We start from the raw sequence: 15187 nt of genomic DNA on the forward strand, positions 1-15187 counted from the left end.
GCGTGAAACCGTCGAATTAGGTCGTGCAAATGTTGCCAGCAGTCATCTGCGGCTGAGGGTGAGGGCATATTATCGAGGCGCCTACGCGCTACAATGCGACTTTTCCCAACCATCGAGGTGTGCGTTTTGACTGCTCCAGGTCCTTTGAATTCCACTGCAGGCTCGCTTTTTGTCGTGGCGACGCCCATTGGCAACCTGGACGACATCAGTGCCCGGGCGCTGAAAGTGTTGCGCGACGTTAAATTGATCGCGGCCGAAGACACGCGGCACTCCCAACGCCTGATGCAGCATTTTGGTATCAGCACGCCACTGGCGGCCTGCCACGAACACAATGAACGTGAGGAAGGCAGCCGTTTTATCGTGCGCCTGCTGGCGGGCGACGATGTGGCGCTGATCTCCGATGCGGGCACGCCGTTGATCTCGGACCCGGGTTATCACCTGGTGCGCCAGGCGCGTGCCGCTGGTATCAATGTAGTGCCTGTTCCGGGGGCGTGCGCGCTGATTGCCGCATTGTCGGCGGCGGGTCTGCCGTCGGACCGCTTTATTTTCGAAGGTTTCCTGCCGGCCAAGGCGGTGGGGCGGCGTGCGCGCCTTGAGGCGGTAAAGGAAGAGCCGCGCACATTGATCTTCTATGAAGCACCCCATCGCATCCTTGAATGCTTGCAGGATATGGCGCTGGTCTTCGGCGGCGAGCGCCTGGCGCTGCTGGCCCGCGAGCTGACCAAGACCTTCGAGACCCTCAAGGGCCTGCCTTTGGAAGAGTTGCGGGCGTTTGTCGAGGGTGACAGCAACCAGCAGCGCGGCGAGTGTGTGGTGCTGGTCGCTGGCTGGACGGCGCCGGAGAGTGAAGACGCCGTGGGCAGCGAAGCCATGCGCATCCTCGACCTGTTGCTCAAGGAGATGCCCCTCAAGCGTGCCGCTGCGTTGGCTGCGGAAATTACCGGTCTGCGCAAGAACGTGTTGGTATCAAGTTGCGCTGGATAAACAGAAAGGCGAATAGTTCAGGGGCCAAAGCTGTATTTCGTCTGAACGTGATGGCAATTCTGAACTTTTATTACTTGTCCTAAGTCCGCCGTGCCGTTAACCTGCGCGGCGGAGAGTCGATTGGACAGTCGCTGCCCTCTATGAAAATTAGGGGGGGGAGGAAAGTCCGGGCTCCATAGGGCGAAGTGCCAGGTAATGCCTGGGAGGCGTGAGCCTACGGAAAGTGCCACAGAAAATAACCGCCTAAGCGCTTCGGTGCCGGTAAGGGTGAAAAGGTGCGGTAAGAGCGCACCGCACGACTGGCAACAGTTCGTGGCTAGGTAAACCCCACTTGGAGCAAGACCAAATAGGGTCCCAAGGCGTGGCCCGCGCTGGGACCGGGTAGGTTGCTAAAGGTGTCCAGTGATGGCCATCGTAGACGAATGACTGTTCAAGACAGAACCCGGCTTACAGATCGACTCTCCACCTTTTTTCCTTCTGTCCGAATCTCGGGCAGAAACCCGGTAGTAACGCAAGAATCCCTCCCTGCCGAATCATTGGCAGATGCATCTTCGTAATACCAAAAAAATCTTACTCTTAATAAATTACTTTAACTTCGAGCCATAGCTCTTTGAGCTGTTTGTGCTTGTCGGGTCAAAAACAACGCCAAACTCTCGTTTCTCCTCCCTTTACGCTCCTAAATCTCCGTTCTGTAAGGCTTTTCCTTGAATCCGCGCCTTGACGGTGTGGTGGGCGCATTCCTATAGTGTGCGCAAGTGGCGGAAAGTGGCACAAAGTGGGTTTTTTGAACGTAAAACGCTAAAATTTGGAGAAACGCATCTGTGTTTCGCGGAGCTAACGCTATCAGTCTCGATGCAAAAGGCCGTCTCGCTATGCCGAGCCGGTATCGTGACGAGCTGATTTCGCGTAGTTCCGGGCAGTTGATCATCACCATCGATGCCGTTGACCCTTGTTTATGTGTTTACCCCCTCGACGAGTGGGAGCTGATTGAAACCAAGTTGCGTGCCCTGCCTTCATTGCGTGAAGAAAACCGTCGCCTGCAGCGTTTGCTGATTGGCAACGCCGTCGACCTTGAGCTCGATGGCAGCGGTCGTTTCCTGGTGCCACCGCGTTTGCGCGAGTACGCCAAGCTGGACAAGCGCGCAATGCTGGTGGGCCAACTGAACAAGTTCCAATTGTGGGACGAAGATGCCTGGGATGCTGTTTCTGCAGCTGACCTGGCTGCTATTCAACAACCGGGCGCCATGCCTGATGAACTGCGTGATTTGATCCTGTGACTATTGATAGCGGCTTTAACCACATCACCGTATTGCTTGACGAAGCCGTTGAGGCTCTCGCCGTGCGCGCGGATGGTTGCTATCTGGATGGCACATTCGGCAGAGGCGGGCATAGCCGGTTGATACTCAGCCAGCTCGGGTCCGACGGCAAGCTCCTCGGGTTCGACAAAGACCCCCAAGCGATTGCCACCGGGCAAGCGCTAGCGGCCGAAGACGGCCGCTTTGTCGTTGTGCAGCGCAGCTTTGCCGAGCTGGGTGCCGAAGTGGCCGAGCGCGGCATGGCAGGCAAGGTGGCCGGGGTCTTGCTCGACCTGGGCGTGTCTTCGCCACAGCTTGACGACCCGGAGCGCGGCTTCAGTTTCATGAACGATGGCCCCCTCGACATGCGCATGGACCCGACCCGGGGCATCAGCGCTGCGCAGTTCATCGCCACCGCGCCCCATGAAGAAATCACCCGCGTATTCAAGGAATACGGTGAAGAGCGCTTCGCCGGCCGCATGGCCCGTGCCGTGGTCGAGCGTCGTGAAATCCAGCCGTTCGAGCGCACCGCCGACCTGGCGGAAGTGCTGAAAGTCGCCAACCCGGCGTGGGAAAAGGGCAAGAACCCGGCAACCCGTGCGTTCCAGGGCCTGCGCATTCACGTCAACAACGAATTGGGCGATCTGGAAGCGGGCCTCGAAGCCGCGCTGGATGCCTTGGAAGTGGGCGGTCGCCTGGTGGTGATCAGCTTCCACTCCCTCGAAGACCGTATCGTCAAGCTGTTCATGCGTCGCCTGGTCAAGGGTGAGTCCGACAACCTGCCGCGCAACCTGCCGGTACGTTTCGAAGCCTTTGTGCCGAAAATCAAAATCCATGGCAAAGCGCAGTTCGCTTCCGAAGCCGAACTCAAGGCCAACCCACGCTCCCGCAGCGCTGTCATGCGCGTTGCCGAGAAGCTGCGGTGAGCAAGCTTTTTGCCAAGCCCCTCCCGGGCGGCAGCTTCTTCATGATGCTGCTGTACGTCGGCGTGCTGGTGTCCGCGATTGCGGTGTCCTACTGCGCCCACTACAACCGCCAATTGCTCAACACCCTGTATGGGGAGTTGAGTGTGCGCGACAAGGCGCAAGCGGAATGGGGCCGGCTGATCCTGGAACAAAGCACCTGGACGGCCCATAGCCGCATCGAAGTGCTGGCCACCGAACAGCTGAAAATGCACATTCCTGGCGCGGCCGAAGTCCGCATGGTGGCGCCATGATGAAACTCGAAGGCGCACTCTACCCATGGCGCTTCCGCCTGATGCTCGGCTTGCTGGCATTGATGGTGGGCGCAATTGCCTGGCGGATCATCGACCTGCAAGTGGTCGATCGCGACTTCCTGATCGGCGAGGGCAACGCCCGCAGCCTGCGTCATATCCCGATTCCTGCGCACCGCGGCCTGATCACCGACCGTAACGGCGAGCCCCTGGCCGTCAGTACCCCGGTGACCACCCTGTGGGCCAACGCCAAGGAATTGCAGGTGGCCAAGGATCGCTGGCCAGCACTGGCCAGTGCTCTTGGCCAAGACCCGAAAGCCCTGGCCGAGCGCCTCGAAGCCCAGGCCAACAAAGAATTCATCTACCTTGTTCGCGGTCTCACCCCTGAACAGGGCCAGCAAGTGCTCGACCTTAAAGTCCCCGGTGTCTATGGCATCGAGGAATTCCGTCGTTTCTATCCCGCCGGTGAAACCACCGCCCATATGGTCGGCTTTACCGACATCGACGACCACGGTCGCGAAGGCGTGGAACTGGCCTACGATGAATGGCTGGCCGGGGTTCCCGGCAAACGACAAGTCATCAAGGATCGGCGCGGCAGACTGATCAAGGATGTCCAGGTCACCAAAAACGCCAAGGCCGGTAAGCCCTTGGCGTTGTCGATTGACCTGCGCCTGCAATACCTGGCCAACCGCGAGCTGCGTAACGCGATCATCGAGAACGGCGCCAAGGCCGGCAGCCTGGTGATCATGGACGTGAAGACCGGCGAGATCCTCGCCATGGTCAACCAGCCGACCTACAACCCGAACAACCGTCGCAACCTGCAGCCGGCGATGATGCGTAACCGCGCGATGATCGACGTGTTCGAACCCGGTTCGACCATGAAAGCCATCTCCATGAGTGCCGCCCTCGAAACCGGACGCTGGAAGCCCAGCGACAAGGTCGAGGTGTATCCGGGTACCTTGCAGTTGGGCAAATACACCATTCGTGACGTGTCCCGCACCGAAGGTCCGGTGCTGGATCTGACAGGTATCCTGATCAACTCCAGTAACGTGGGCATGAGCAAGGTCGCCTTCGATATCGGCGGCGAAACCATCTACCACCTGGCGCAGAAAATCGGCCTGGGCCAACCCACCGGCCTCGACTTCCCGGGCGAGCGCGTGGGCAACCTGCCGAACTACCGCGACTGGAAAAAAGCCGAGACCGCCACGCTGTCCTACGGCTACGGCCTGTCGGTGACCGCGATTCAACTGGCCCACGCTTTCTCTGTATTGGCCAACAATGGCCGCATGGTTCCGCTGAGCCTGATCCATGTCGACGAAGCGCCGAAAGCCACCCAGGTGATCCCGGAAAACGTCGCCAAGACCATGGACCATGCAAGGCATGCTGCAACAAGTGATCGAAGCCCCACGCGGTGTGTTCCGTGCGCAAGTGCCGGCGTACCACGTGGCAGGCAAGTCCGGTACCGCGCGGAAAACGTCGGTGGGCACCCAAGGGCTATGCCGAAAACTCCTACCGCTCGCTGTTCGCCGGCTTTGGCCCGATGAGCGACCCGCGCTACGCCATCGTCGTAGTGATCGATGAACCAAGTAAAGCAGGCTACTTCGGTGGCCTGGTATCGGCGCCGGTGTTCAGCAAAGTGATGTCCGGCACCCTGCGCCTGATGAACATCACGCCGGACAACCTGCCGCCGACCCAACAAGCGAACGCCGGACCACCGGCCGCTGCCGTAAAAGCCAATGGAGGGCGCGGCTGATGTCTCTGAGCCTGAACAAGATTTTTGCCCACGCTGGCCGCGATCTGCTGATCCGCGAGCTGAGCCTGGACAGCCGCAATGTGCGTGCCGGTGACCTGTTCCTGGCCGTGCCGGGTGGCAAGGTCGATGGTCGTGACCATATCGCCGATGCCTTGCAACGCGGTGCGGCGGCAGTGGCGTATGAAGTGGAAGGCGCCACCGTGCTGCCGATCACCGACGTGCCGTTGATCCCGGTCAAGGGGCTGGCCAAACAGCTGTCGGACATCGCCGGGCGTTTTTATGGCGACCCGAGCCGCCACGTCAATCTGGTGGGGGTCACCGGCACCAACGGCAAGACCAGCGTGACCCAGTTGGTCGCCCAGGCCTTGGACCTGCTCGGCCAGCACTGCGGCATTATCGGCACCCTCGGCACCGGTTTTTATGGCGCGCTGCACAGTGGCCTGCACACCACGCCGAACCCTATCGCCGTGCAAGCGACCCTGGCCGACCTGAAAAAGGCCGGCGCCAAGGCGGTTGCCATGGAAGTCTCGTCCCACGGTTTGCATCAGGGCCGCGTTGCTGCGCTGGCCTTTGACGTGGCGGTGATGACCAACCTGTCCCGCGATCACCTGGACTACCACGGCACCATGGAGGCCTACGCCGCCGAAAAGGCCAAGCTCTTTGCCTGGAATGACCTGAAGTGCCGGGTGGTGAACCTGGACGACGAATTCGGTCGCCAGTTGGCGGCGCAAGAGCATGAGTCGCGCCTGATCAGCTACAGCCTGGAAGATTCCAGTGCGTACCTGTATTGCCGCGATGCGCAATTTAATGACGAGGGTGTGCGCGCCACGCTGGTGACGCCACAAGGCGAGCACCACTTGCGTAGCAGCCTGCTCGGTCGCTTCAACCTGAGCAACGTCCTCGCCGCTGTCGGCGCGTTGCTCGGCCTGGATTACGCCCTCGACGAAATCCTGCGGGTGCTGCCCAAGCTGGAAGGCCCGGTCGGGCGCATGCAGCGCTTGGGTGGCGGCTCGCAGCCGCTGGTGGTGGTCGACTATGCCCACACCCCGGATGCCCTGGAAAAAGTCCTGGTTGCCCTGCGTCCCCATGCCAAGGGCAAATTGCTCTGCCTGTTCGGCTGCGGCGGCGACCGTGATCGCGGCAAGCGTCCGTTGATGGCCGAGATCGTCGAACGTCTGGCTGATGGCGTGCTCGTCACCGACGACAACCCGCGCAGCGAAGACCCGCTCCAGATTTTCGACGACATCCGTGCCGGCTTCAAAGACGCATCCAAGGCGGAGTTTGTCGCCGGCCGTGGCGCCGCCATTGCCCAGTTGATTGCCAGCGCCAGTGCTGACGATGTGGTGGTGCTGGCCGGCAAAGGCCACGAGGACTACCAGGAAATCAACGGCGAACGCCATGCCTTCTCCGATCTGGTCGAGGCCGATCACGCCTTGACCGCCTGGGAGGTCGCCCATGCTTAAGGCGATGACATTCAGCGAACTGACCCAGGCCCTGGCGGCCCGTGTGCTGTCGAGCGATTGCCGCTTCGACGGTGTCAGTATCGACAGCCGCAACATTAAACCGGGCCAATTGTTCGTCGCCTTGGCGGGCCCGCGTTTCGATGGTCACGACTACCTGAATGACGTCGCGGCCAAAGGTGCCGTGGGCGCCTTGGTGCAACGCGAAGTGGCCGATTCCAGCTTGCCGCAATTGCTGGTCGCCGATACCCGCCTGGCCCTCGGCCAGTTGGGCGCGCTGAACCGTGCCGCATTTGATAAGCCCGTTGCCGCCATCACCGGCTCCAGCGGCAAGACCACGGTCAAGGAGTTGCTGGCCGGCATTCTGCGCACGCGCGGCCCGGTGCTCGCCACCCGCGGCAACCTGAACAATGATTTCGGCGCACCGCTGACCCTGCTCGAACTGGCCCCGGAACACACAGCGGCCGTCATCGAGCTGGGCGCGTCGCGCATTGGCGAGATCGCCTACACCGTGGCGCTGACCAAGCCCCACGTGGCGATCATCAACAACGCCGGTACCGCCCACGTCGGCGAGTTCGGCGGCCCGGAGAAAATCGTCGAAGCCAAGGGCGAAATCCTTGAAGGCCTCGATGCATCGGGCACCGCTGTACTGAATCTGGACGACAAGGCCTTCGAGACCTGGCGTGTACGCGCCGCCGGTCGCAAGGTGCTGACGTTTGCCGTGCTGAATGCCGCGGCTGATTTCCATGCTTCCAACATCACCGTTGATGCCCGTGGTTGCCCGTCCTTCACCTTGCACACGCCACAAGGCAGCGAGCAGGTGCAGTTGAACCTGCTGGGCAATCACAACGTCGCCAATGCACTGGCCGCTGCCGCCGCCGCTCACGCCCTGGGCGTGTCGCTGTTTGGTATCGCCACCGGCCTGGGTGCGGTGCAGCCGGTCAAGGGCCGCACCGTGGCGCAGTTGGCGACCAATGGCATGCGTGTGATCGATGACACCTACAACGCCAACCCGTCCTCCATTAATGCCGCGGTCGATCTGCTGAAGGGCTTTGCCGGGCGCAAGGTGCTGGTGCTGGGCGATATCGGCGAGCTGGGCGACTGGGCTGAGCAAGCCCATCGTGAAGTCGGCGCCTATGCCGCTGGCAAGGTCGACGCACTGTACGCCGTGGGGACGAACATGGCCCACGCGGTCAACGCCTTCGGCCCGGGCGCGCGGCATTTCGCCACCCAGGCCGAGCTGATCCAGGCGCTGGCGGCGGCCGAACAAGACAAACAAACCACTATTTTGATCAAGGGATCGCGCAGCGCGGTGATGGAAAACGTCGTCGCGGCCTTGTGTGGCTCAAGTACGGAGAAACATTAATGCTGCTGCTGCTGGCTGAGTATCTGCAACAGTTCCACAAAGGCTTCGCGGTCTTTCAGTACCTGACCCTGCGCGGGATCCTGGGTGTGCTGACCGCGCTGTCGCTGTCGCTGTTTTTGGGACCGTGGATGATCCGCACCCTGCAGAACCTGCAAATTGGTCAATCGGTTCGTAATGACGGCCCGCAGTCGCACCTGTCCAAATCCGGCACCCCGACCATGGGCGGCGCGCTGATCCTGTCGTCCATCGGCATCAGCACCTTGCTCTGGGCCGACCTGCACAACCGCTACGTGTGGACGGTGTTGCTGGTGACCCTGTTGTTCGGCGCCATCGGCTGGGTCGATGACTACCGCAAAGTGATCGAGAAGAACTCCAAGGGGCTGCCAAGCCGCTGGAAGTATTTCTGGCAGTCGGTGTTCGGCCTGGGCGCAGCGATTTTCCTGTTCATGACCGCGCCAAGTGCGGTGGAAACCACCCTGATCATCCCGATGCTCAAGGACGCCAGCATTCCCTTGGGCGTGGGCTTCGTGGTGCTGACCTATTTCGTGATCGTCGGCTCCAGCAACGCGGTGAACCTCACCGACGGCCTCGACGGCCTGGCGATCATGCCGACGGTGATGGTGGGCGGCGCGCTCGGTATCTTCTGCTACCTGTCGGGTAACGTGAAATTCGCTGAATACCTGCTGATCCCTTATGTACCGGGCGCAGGTGAACTGATCGTGTTCTGCGGCGCGCTGATCGGTGCCGGCTTGGGTTTCCTGTGGTTCAACACCTACCCGGCGCAAGTGTTCATGGGCGACGTCGGCGCGCTGGCGCTCGGCGCCGCCCTGGGCACCATCGCCGTGATCGTGCGCCAGGAAATCGTGCTGTTCATCATGGGCGGTGTGTTCGTGATGGAAACCCTGTCGGTGGTCATCCAGGTGGCTTCCTTCAAGTTGACCGGGCGCCGCGTGTTCCGCATGGCGCCGATTCACCACCACTTTGAACTCAAGGGCTGGCCTGAGCCGCGTGTGATCGTCCGTTTCTGGATCATCACCGTGATTCTCGTGCTGGTCGGCCTTGCCACCCTGAAACTGAGGTAGAAACGAGTGTCCCTGATCGCTTCAGACCACTTCCGCATCGTTGTCGGCCTCGGCAAGAGCGGCATGTCCCTGGTTCGCTTCCTGGCGAACCGGGGCACGTCGTTTGCCGTGGCCGACACGCGGGAAAATCCACCGGAGCTGGTCACGCTGCGCCGTGACTACCCGCACGTGGAAGTGCGTTGTGGCGAGTTGGATGTCGAGTTTCTGTGCCGCGCCGACGAGCTCTACGTGAGCCCCGGCCTGGCCCTGGCGACACCGGCCCTGCAAGCCGCCGCCGCCCGTGGCGTGAAGCTGTCCGGCGACATCGACCTGTTCGCGCGTCACGCGAAGGCGCCGATCGTGGCTATCAGCGGCTCCAATGCGAAAAGCACCGTGACCACCCTGGTCGGCGAGATGGCGGCTGCGGCCGGCAAGCGCGTCGCCGTGGGCGGCAACCTCGGTGTGCCGGCGCTGGACCTGCTCAGCGACGACGTCGAGTTGTACGTGATGGAACTGTCGAGCTTCCAACTGGAAACCACTCACGACCTCGGCGCCGAAGTGGCTACCGTGTTGAACGTGAGTGAAGACCACATGGACCGCTACAGCGGCCTGCCGGCCTATCACCTGGCCAAGCACCGGATCTTCCGTGGCGCCAAGCAGTTTGTGGTCAACCGCCAGGACGCCCTGAGCCGTCCGCTGATGGGCGAGGGCATGCCTTGCTGGACCTTCGGCCTCGGCAAACCCGACTTCAAAGCCTTCGGCATTCGTGAAGAGAACGGCGAGAAATACCTGGCCTTCGAATTCCAGAACCTGATGCCGGTGCGCGAGCTGAAGATCCGTGGCGCCCATAACCAATCCAACGCCCTCGCGGCGTTGGCACTCGGGCATGCCGTGGGCTTGCCGTTCGATGCCATGTTGTCGGCCCTGCGCAGCTTCGGCGGCCTTGAGCATCGCTGCCAATGGGTGCGCGAGCTCGACGGCGTCAACTACTACAACGATTCCAAGGCCACCAACGTCGGCGCCGCATTGGCTGCCATCGAGGGCCTGGGTGCCGATATCGACGGCAAGCTGCTGCTGATCGCCGGTGGCGATGGCAAGGGCGCCGACTTCAAGGACCTCAAGGGCCCGGTCGCCGCACATTGCCGCGCCGTGGTGCTGATGGGCCGCGACTCCGACCTGATCGCCGCCGCCCTCGGTGACGCGGTGCCGCAAGTGCGCGCCACGTCCCTGGACGACGCGATTGCCCAGTGCAAGGCCCTGGCCCAGCCGGGCGATGCGGTGTTGCTGTCGCCGGCGTGCGCCAGCTTCGACATGTTCAAGAACTACGAAGAGCGCGGCCAGTTGTTCGCCCGCGCCGTGGAGGCGTTGGTATGAGCCTCGGTCTGAGAAACATCATCAAGCCGTACCCGTCGCCGATCATCACCGGGCGCGGCATCGACCTTGATTTCCCGATGCTCGCCGGTTGCCTCGCGCTGCTGGGCCTGGGCCTGGTGATGATCACGTCGGCGTCGTCCGAAGTGGCCGCCGTGCAGTCGGGCAACACCCTGTACATGATGATCCGTCACCTGGTGTATCTGCTGCTCGGCCTCGGCGCCTGCATCGTCACTATGATGATTCCCATCGCCACCTGGCAGCGCCTGGGTTGGCTGATGCTGATCGGCGCGTTTGGCTTGCTGATCATGGTGATCCTGCCCGGCATCGGCCGCGAGGTGAACGGTTCGATGCGCTGGATCGGCTTCGGTGCGTTCAACGTGCAGCCGTCGGAAATCGCCAAGGTGGTTCGTGGTGATTTACCTCGCCGGTTACCTGGTGCGTCGCCAGAAAGAAGTGCGTGAAAGCTGGATGGGGCTTCTTCAAGCCGTTCATCGTGCTGCTGCCCATGGCCGGCCTGTTGCTGATGGAGCCCGACTTCGGTGCCACCGTCGTGATGATGGGCGCCGCAGCGGCGATGCTATTCCTCGGCGGCGTCGGCCTGTTCCGCTTCACCTTGATGGTGGTACTGGCCGTCGCGGCCGTGACCATCCTGGTGCAGGCGCAACCCTACCGGATGGCCCGTCTGATTACCTTTACCGACCCGTGGTCCGACCAGTTCGGCTCCGGCTACCAGTTGACCCAGGCGCTGATTGCCTTTGGTCGCGGCGAGTGGCTGGGCGTGGGCCTGGGCAACAGCGTGCAGAAGCAGTTCTACCTGCCGGAAGCGCACACCGACTTCGTGTTCTCGGTACTCGCCGAAGAACTCGGCGTAGTCGGTTCGCTGTGCACCGTCGCGCTGTTCGTGTTCGTGTGTGTACGCGGCATGTACATCGGCTTGTGGGCCGAGAAGGCCAAACAGTATTTCGCCGCGTATGTGGCGTACGGCTTGTCGTTCCTGTGGATCGGCCAGTTCCTGATCAACATCGGCGTGAACGTCGGCCTGCTGCCGACCAAGGGCCTGACCTTGCCGTTCCTCAGTTACGGCGGCAGTTCGTTGGTGATCTGCTGCGCTTGTCTGGGCTTGTTGCTGCGCATCGAGTGGGAGAGTCGAACCCACTTGGGCAGCGAAGAGATGGAATTCAGTGAGAGCGATTTTGCCGAGGAGCCAACCCATGGGCGCTAACGTGCTGATCATGGCGGGCGGCACCGGGGGCCATGTGTTCCCGGCCTTGGCCTGTGCGCGTGAATTCCAGGCCCGTGGCTACACCGTGCATTGGTTGGGTACGCCGCGCGGTATTGAAAACGACCTGGTGCCGAATGCCGGTTTGCCGCTGCACCTGATCAACGTCACCGGCCTGCGTGGCAAGGGCAAGTTGTCCCTGCTCAAGGCGCCGTTCGTGTTGCTCAAGGCGGTGTGGCAGGCGCGCAAGGTGATTCGCGAATTGCAGCCGGTGTGTGTGCTGGGCTTTGGTGGTTATGTGACCGGCCCGGGTGGCGTCGCCGCCAGGCTCGCCGGCGTGCCGGTGATCGTGCACGAGCAGAACGCCGTGGCCGGGACTGCCAACCGCCTGTTGGTGCCTTTGGCCGCACGGGTGTGCGAGGCCTTTCCGAAGACGTTCGATGCATCGGCCAAACTGCGCACCACCGGCAACCCGGTGCGCACCGAACTGTTCATGGACATTGCTCGCGAAGCACTGAGCGGGCGCAAGGCGCACCTGCTGATCATGGGCGGCAGCCTGGGCTCCGAGCCCTTGAACAAACTCCTGCCAGAAGCCCTGGCGCAACTCCCTGTGGAATTGCGTCCCGAGGTCTTCCATCAGGCTGGCAAAGATCACGGTGAAGTCACCGCCACGCGCTATCGCGAAGCCGGTGTCGAGGCGAACGTGCAGCCCTTCATCAAAGACATGGCCCAAGCCTATGGCTGGGCCGACCTGGTGGTCTGCCGCTCCGGCGCGTTGACCGTCAGTGAACTGGCCGCTGCCGGTCTGCCGTCCTTGCTGGTGCCTTTGCCCCACGCCATCGACGATCACCAGACCCGCAACGCCGAATATTTGGCCGGGGAGGGCGCTGCCTTCCTGCTGCCGCAAAGAACGACTGGCGCCGCCGATTTGGCCGCACGCCTGACCGAGGTTTTGATGCAACCGGAACGACTCAACAGCATGGCGAGCACCGCAAGCCGCCTGGCCAAACCTGACGCAACCCGCACCGTGGTCGATATCTGCCTGGAGGTGGCCCATGGTTGAGAATCAGAAAGCCATGCCACAACCGGAAATGCGCCGCATCCGTCGCATCCACTTCGTCGGTATCGGCGGCGTGGGCATGTGCGGCATTGCCGAAGTGTTGCTGAACCTGGGCTACCAGGTGTCCGGCTCGGACTTGAAAGAGTCGCCGGTCACCGATCGCCTGAAAAGCTTCGGCGCCCAGATCTTTATCGGCCACCGTGCCGAGAACGCCGCCGAAGCCGATGTGCTGGTGGTGTCCAGCGCCGTGAACACCTCCAACCCGGAAGTGGCCACCGCCCTTGAACGCCGCATTCCGGTGGTGCCACGTGCCGAGATGCTGGCCGAGCTGATGCGTTATCGCCACGGCATCGCCGTCGCCGGTACCCACGGCAAGACCACCACCACCAGCCTGATCGCCTCGGTGTTCGCCGCCGGTGGCCTGGACCCGACCTTCGTCATCGGTGGCCGCCTGAATGCAGCCGGCACCAATGCACAACTGGGCACCAGCCGTTACCTGATCGCCGAAGCCGATGAAAGTGACGCGAGCTTCCTGCACCTGCAGCCGCTGGTCGCCGTCGTTACCAACATCGACGAAGACCACATGGCCACCTACGACGGTGACTTCAACAAGTTGAAGAAAACCTTCGTCGAGTTCCTGCACAACCTGCCGTTCTACGGTTTGGCGGTGGTGTGCCTGGACGATCCGGTGGTGCGTGAGATCCTGCCGCAGGTCAAGCGCCCGACCGTGACCTACGGTTTCAGCGAAGACGCCGACGTGCGTGCGATCAATGTGCGTCAGGAAGGCATGCAAACCTTCTTCACCGTGCTGCGTCCTGATCGCGAACCGCTGGATGTGTCGGTGAACATGCCGGGCAACCACAACGTATTGAACTCCCTGGCGACCATCTGCATCGCCAGCGACGAGGGCGTCAGCGATGAAGCCATCGTCGAAGGCCTGTCGCGTTTTGCCGGCGTGGGCCGACGCTTCCAGGTGTACGGCCAACTGCCGGTTGAAGGCGGCGACGTGATGCTGGTGGACGACTACGGTCACCACCCGACCGAAGTCGCGGCCGTGATCAAGGCCGTACGCGGTGGCTGGCCGGAGCGCCGCCTGGTGATGGTCTACCAGCCGCACCGCTACAGCCGTACCCGCGATCTGTACGACGACTTCGTCAATGTATTGGCCGATGCCAACGTGCTGCTGCTGATGGAGGTGTACCCGGCCGGTGAAGAACCGATCCCGGGCGCCGACAGCCGCAAGCTGTGCAACAGCATCCGTCAGCGCGGTCAACTGGACCCGATCTACATCGAGCGTGGCGTGGACCTGGCGCCAATCGTCAAGCCGCTGCTGCGTGCCGGTGACATCCTGCTGTGCCAGGGCGCCGGTGACATTGGTGGCCTTGCCCCGAAATTGCTGGCGAGCCCGTTGTTTGCCGCCGCCGCGAAGGGGAAGTCGAAATGATCACTGACTACGCCTCCCTGTTTTCCAAAATCGCACCGGCCGACTTCGGTCGTGTAGCCGTATTGTTCGGCGGCAAAAGCGCCGAGCGTGAAGTCTCGCTCAAGTCCGGCAATGCCGTGCTCGAAGCCCTGCAAAGTGCTGGCGTGAACGCGTTCGGCATCGACGTGGGCGATGACTTCCTCGCCCGCTTGCAGGCCGAGAAGATCGACCGCGCCTTCATCATCCTCCACGGTCGTGGCGGTGAAGACGGCAGCATGCAAGGCCTGCTGGAATGCGCCGGCATCCCGTACACCGGCAGCGGCATCCTTGCTTCCGCGCTGGCCATGGACAAGCTGCGCACCAAGCAGGTGTGGCACAGCCTGGGCATTCCAACCCCGCGTCACAGCGTTTTGTGCAGCGAAGACGATTGTATTTCCGCAGCCAAGGAACTGGGCCTGCCTTTGATCGTCAAACCTGCCCATGAAGGCTCCAGTATCGGCATGGCCAAAGTGAACTCGGCCGCCGAATTGATCGACGCATGGAAAGCGGCAAGTACCTACGACTCACAAGTGTTGGTGGAACAGTGGATCCAGGGTCCCGAGTTCACCATCGCCACCCTGCGTGGCCAGGTGTTGCCGCCTATCGCATTGGGCACGCCCCACACCTTTTACGACTACGACGCCAAGTACGTGGCTTCCGATACCCAGTACCGGATCCCGTGCGGCCTCGACGCAACCAAAGGAACAGGAATTGATGGACCTCACGGCGAATGCCTGTGAGGCGCTGGGTATCGCCGGTTGGGCGCGGGCAGACGTGATGCAGGATGATCAAGGGAATTTCTGGTTCCTGGAAGTCAACACCGCACCGGGCATGACCGATCACAGCCTGGTACCCATGGCTGCTCGTGCAGCGGGCCTGGACTTCCAGCAGTTGGTGCTGGCGATCCTTGCAGCAAGCATTGAGCCTAGAGGCTAACGGA

The 15187-nt window shown here is 62.0% G+C and carries 9 protein-coding genes, 1 other RNA gene and 4 pseudogenes; all 14 read left to right on the forward strand.

What is annotated here, in order from left to right:
- Positions 1-93 precede the first annotated feature (93 nt).
- The 14 genes and pseudogenes from rsmI to PSH87_RS04895 all read left to right on the forward strand — a co-directional run bounded on the left by rsmI (position 94) and on the right by PSH87_RS04895 (position 15183).
- Positions 94-1000, forward strand: a pseudogene (gene rsmI / locus PSH87_RS04830) (16S rRNA (cytidine(1402)-2'-O)-methyltransferase).
- A gap of 96 nt (positions 1001-1096) precedes the next feature.
- An RNA gene (gene rnpB / locus PSH87_RS04835) (RNase P RNA component class A) lies at positions 1097-1450 on the forward strand.
- Positions 1451-1805: 355 nt separating this feature from the next.
- On the forward strand, positions 1806-2261 hold the full coding sequence (gene mraZ / locus PSH87_RS04840; protein ID WP_003171868.1) for a division/cell wall cluster transcriptional repressor MraZ: 456 nt from the start codon (positions 1806-1808) through the stop codon (positions 2259-2261).
- Complete coding sequence (rsmH, locus tag PSH87_RS04845) at positions 2258-3205, forward strand: 16S rRNA (cytosine(1402)-N(4))-methyltransferase RsmH (RefSeq protein ID WP_026137039.1); 948 nt, start codon at positions 2258-2260, stop codon at positions 3203-3205. The genes mraZ and rsmH overlap by 4 nt, the downstream gene beginning before the upstream one ends.
- Positions 3202-3495 (forward strand): cell division protein FtsL, encoded by a 294-nt coding sequence (gene ftsL, locus PSH87_RS04850; RefSeq protein ID WP_305432771.1) that lies wholly within the window; start codon positions 3202-3204, stop codon positions 3493-3495. The genes rsmH and ftsL overlap by 4 nt, the downstream gene beginning before the upstream one ends.
- A pseudogene (locus PSH87_RS04855) lies at positions 3495-5245 on the forward strand (peptidoglycan D,D-transpeptidase FtsI family protein). Before ftsL ends, PSH87_RS04855 begins: the two are co-directional and overlap by 1 nt.
- Positions 5245-6708, forward strand: coding sequence for a UDP-N-acetylmuramoyl-L-alanyl-D-glutamate--2,6-diaminopimelate ligase (locus tag PSH87_RS04860; protein ID WP_305432772.1), 1464 nt, complete (start codon positions 5245-5247; stop codon positions 6706-6708). Before PSH87_RS04855 ends, PSH87_RS04860 begins: the two are co-directional and overlap by 1 nt.
- A complete protein-coding gene (gene murF, locus PSH87_RS04865) occupies positions 6701-8071 on the forward strand; it encodes a UDP-N-acetylmuramoyl-tripeptide--D-alanyl-D-alanine ligase (protein ID WP_305432774.1) in 1371 nt (456 codons plus the stop codon). The genes PSH87_RS04860 and murF overlap by 8 nt, the downstream gene beginning before the upstream one ends.
- Entirely contained in the window at positions 8071-9153 is a 1083-nt protein-coding gene (mraY, locus tag PSH87_RS04870; protein WP_017738698.1) for a phospho-N-acetylmuramoyl-pentapeptide-transferase, read from the forward strand. Before murF ends, mraY begins: the two co-directional genes overlap by 1 nt.
- 6 nt (positions 9154-9159) lie before the next feature.
- On the forward strand, positions 9160-10506 hold the full coding sequence (gene murD, locus PSH87_RS04875; RefSeq protein WP_017738697.1) for a UDP-N-acetylmuramoyl-L-alanine--D-glutamate ligase: 1347 nt from the start codon (positions 9160-9162) through the stop codon (positions 10504-10506).
- A pseudogene (ftsW, locus tag PSH87_RS04880) lies at positions 10503-11728 on the forward strand (putative lipid II flippase FtsW). The gene murD and the pseudogene ftsW overlap by 4 nt, the downstream one beginning before the upstream one ends.
- Positions 11718-12788, forward strand: a complete 1071-nt coding sequence (gene murG, locus PSH87_RS04885) for an undecaprenyldiphospho-muramoylpentapeptide beta-N-acetylglucosaminyltransferase (protein ID WP_305432775.1) — start codon at positions 11718-11720, stop codon at positions 12786-12788. The pseudogene ftsW and the gene murG overlap by 11 nt, the downstream one beginning before the upstream one ends.
- Positions 12781-14229 carry a UDP-N-acetylmuramate--L-alanine ligase gene (murC, locus tag PSH87_RS04890; RefSeq protein ID WP_305432776.1) on the forward strand — a complete coding sequence of 483 codons (1449 nt, stop codon included), beginning with the start codon at positions 12781-12783 and terminating at the stop codon, positions 14227-14229. Before murG ends, murC begins: the two co-directional genes overlap by 8 nt.
- Positions 14226-15183, forward strand: a pseudogene (locus PSH87_RS04895) (D-alanine--D-alanine ligase). Before murC ends, PSH87_RS04895 begins: the two are co-directional and overlap by 4 nt.
- Positions 15184-15187 lie beyond the last annotated feature (4 nt).

This window comes from Pseudomonas sp. FP453, from assembly GCF_030687495.1.
Lineage (GTDB): Bacteria > Pseudomonadota > Gammaproteobacteria > Pseudomonadales > Pseudomonadaceae > Aquipseudomonas.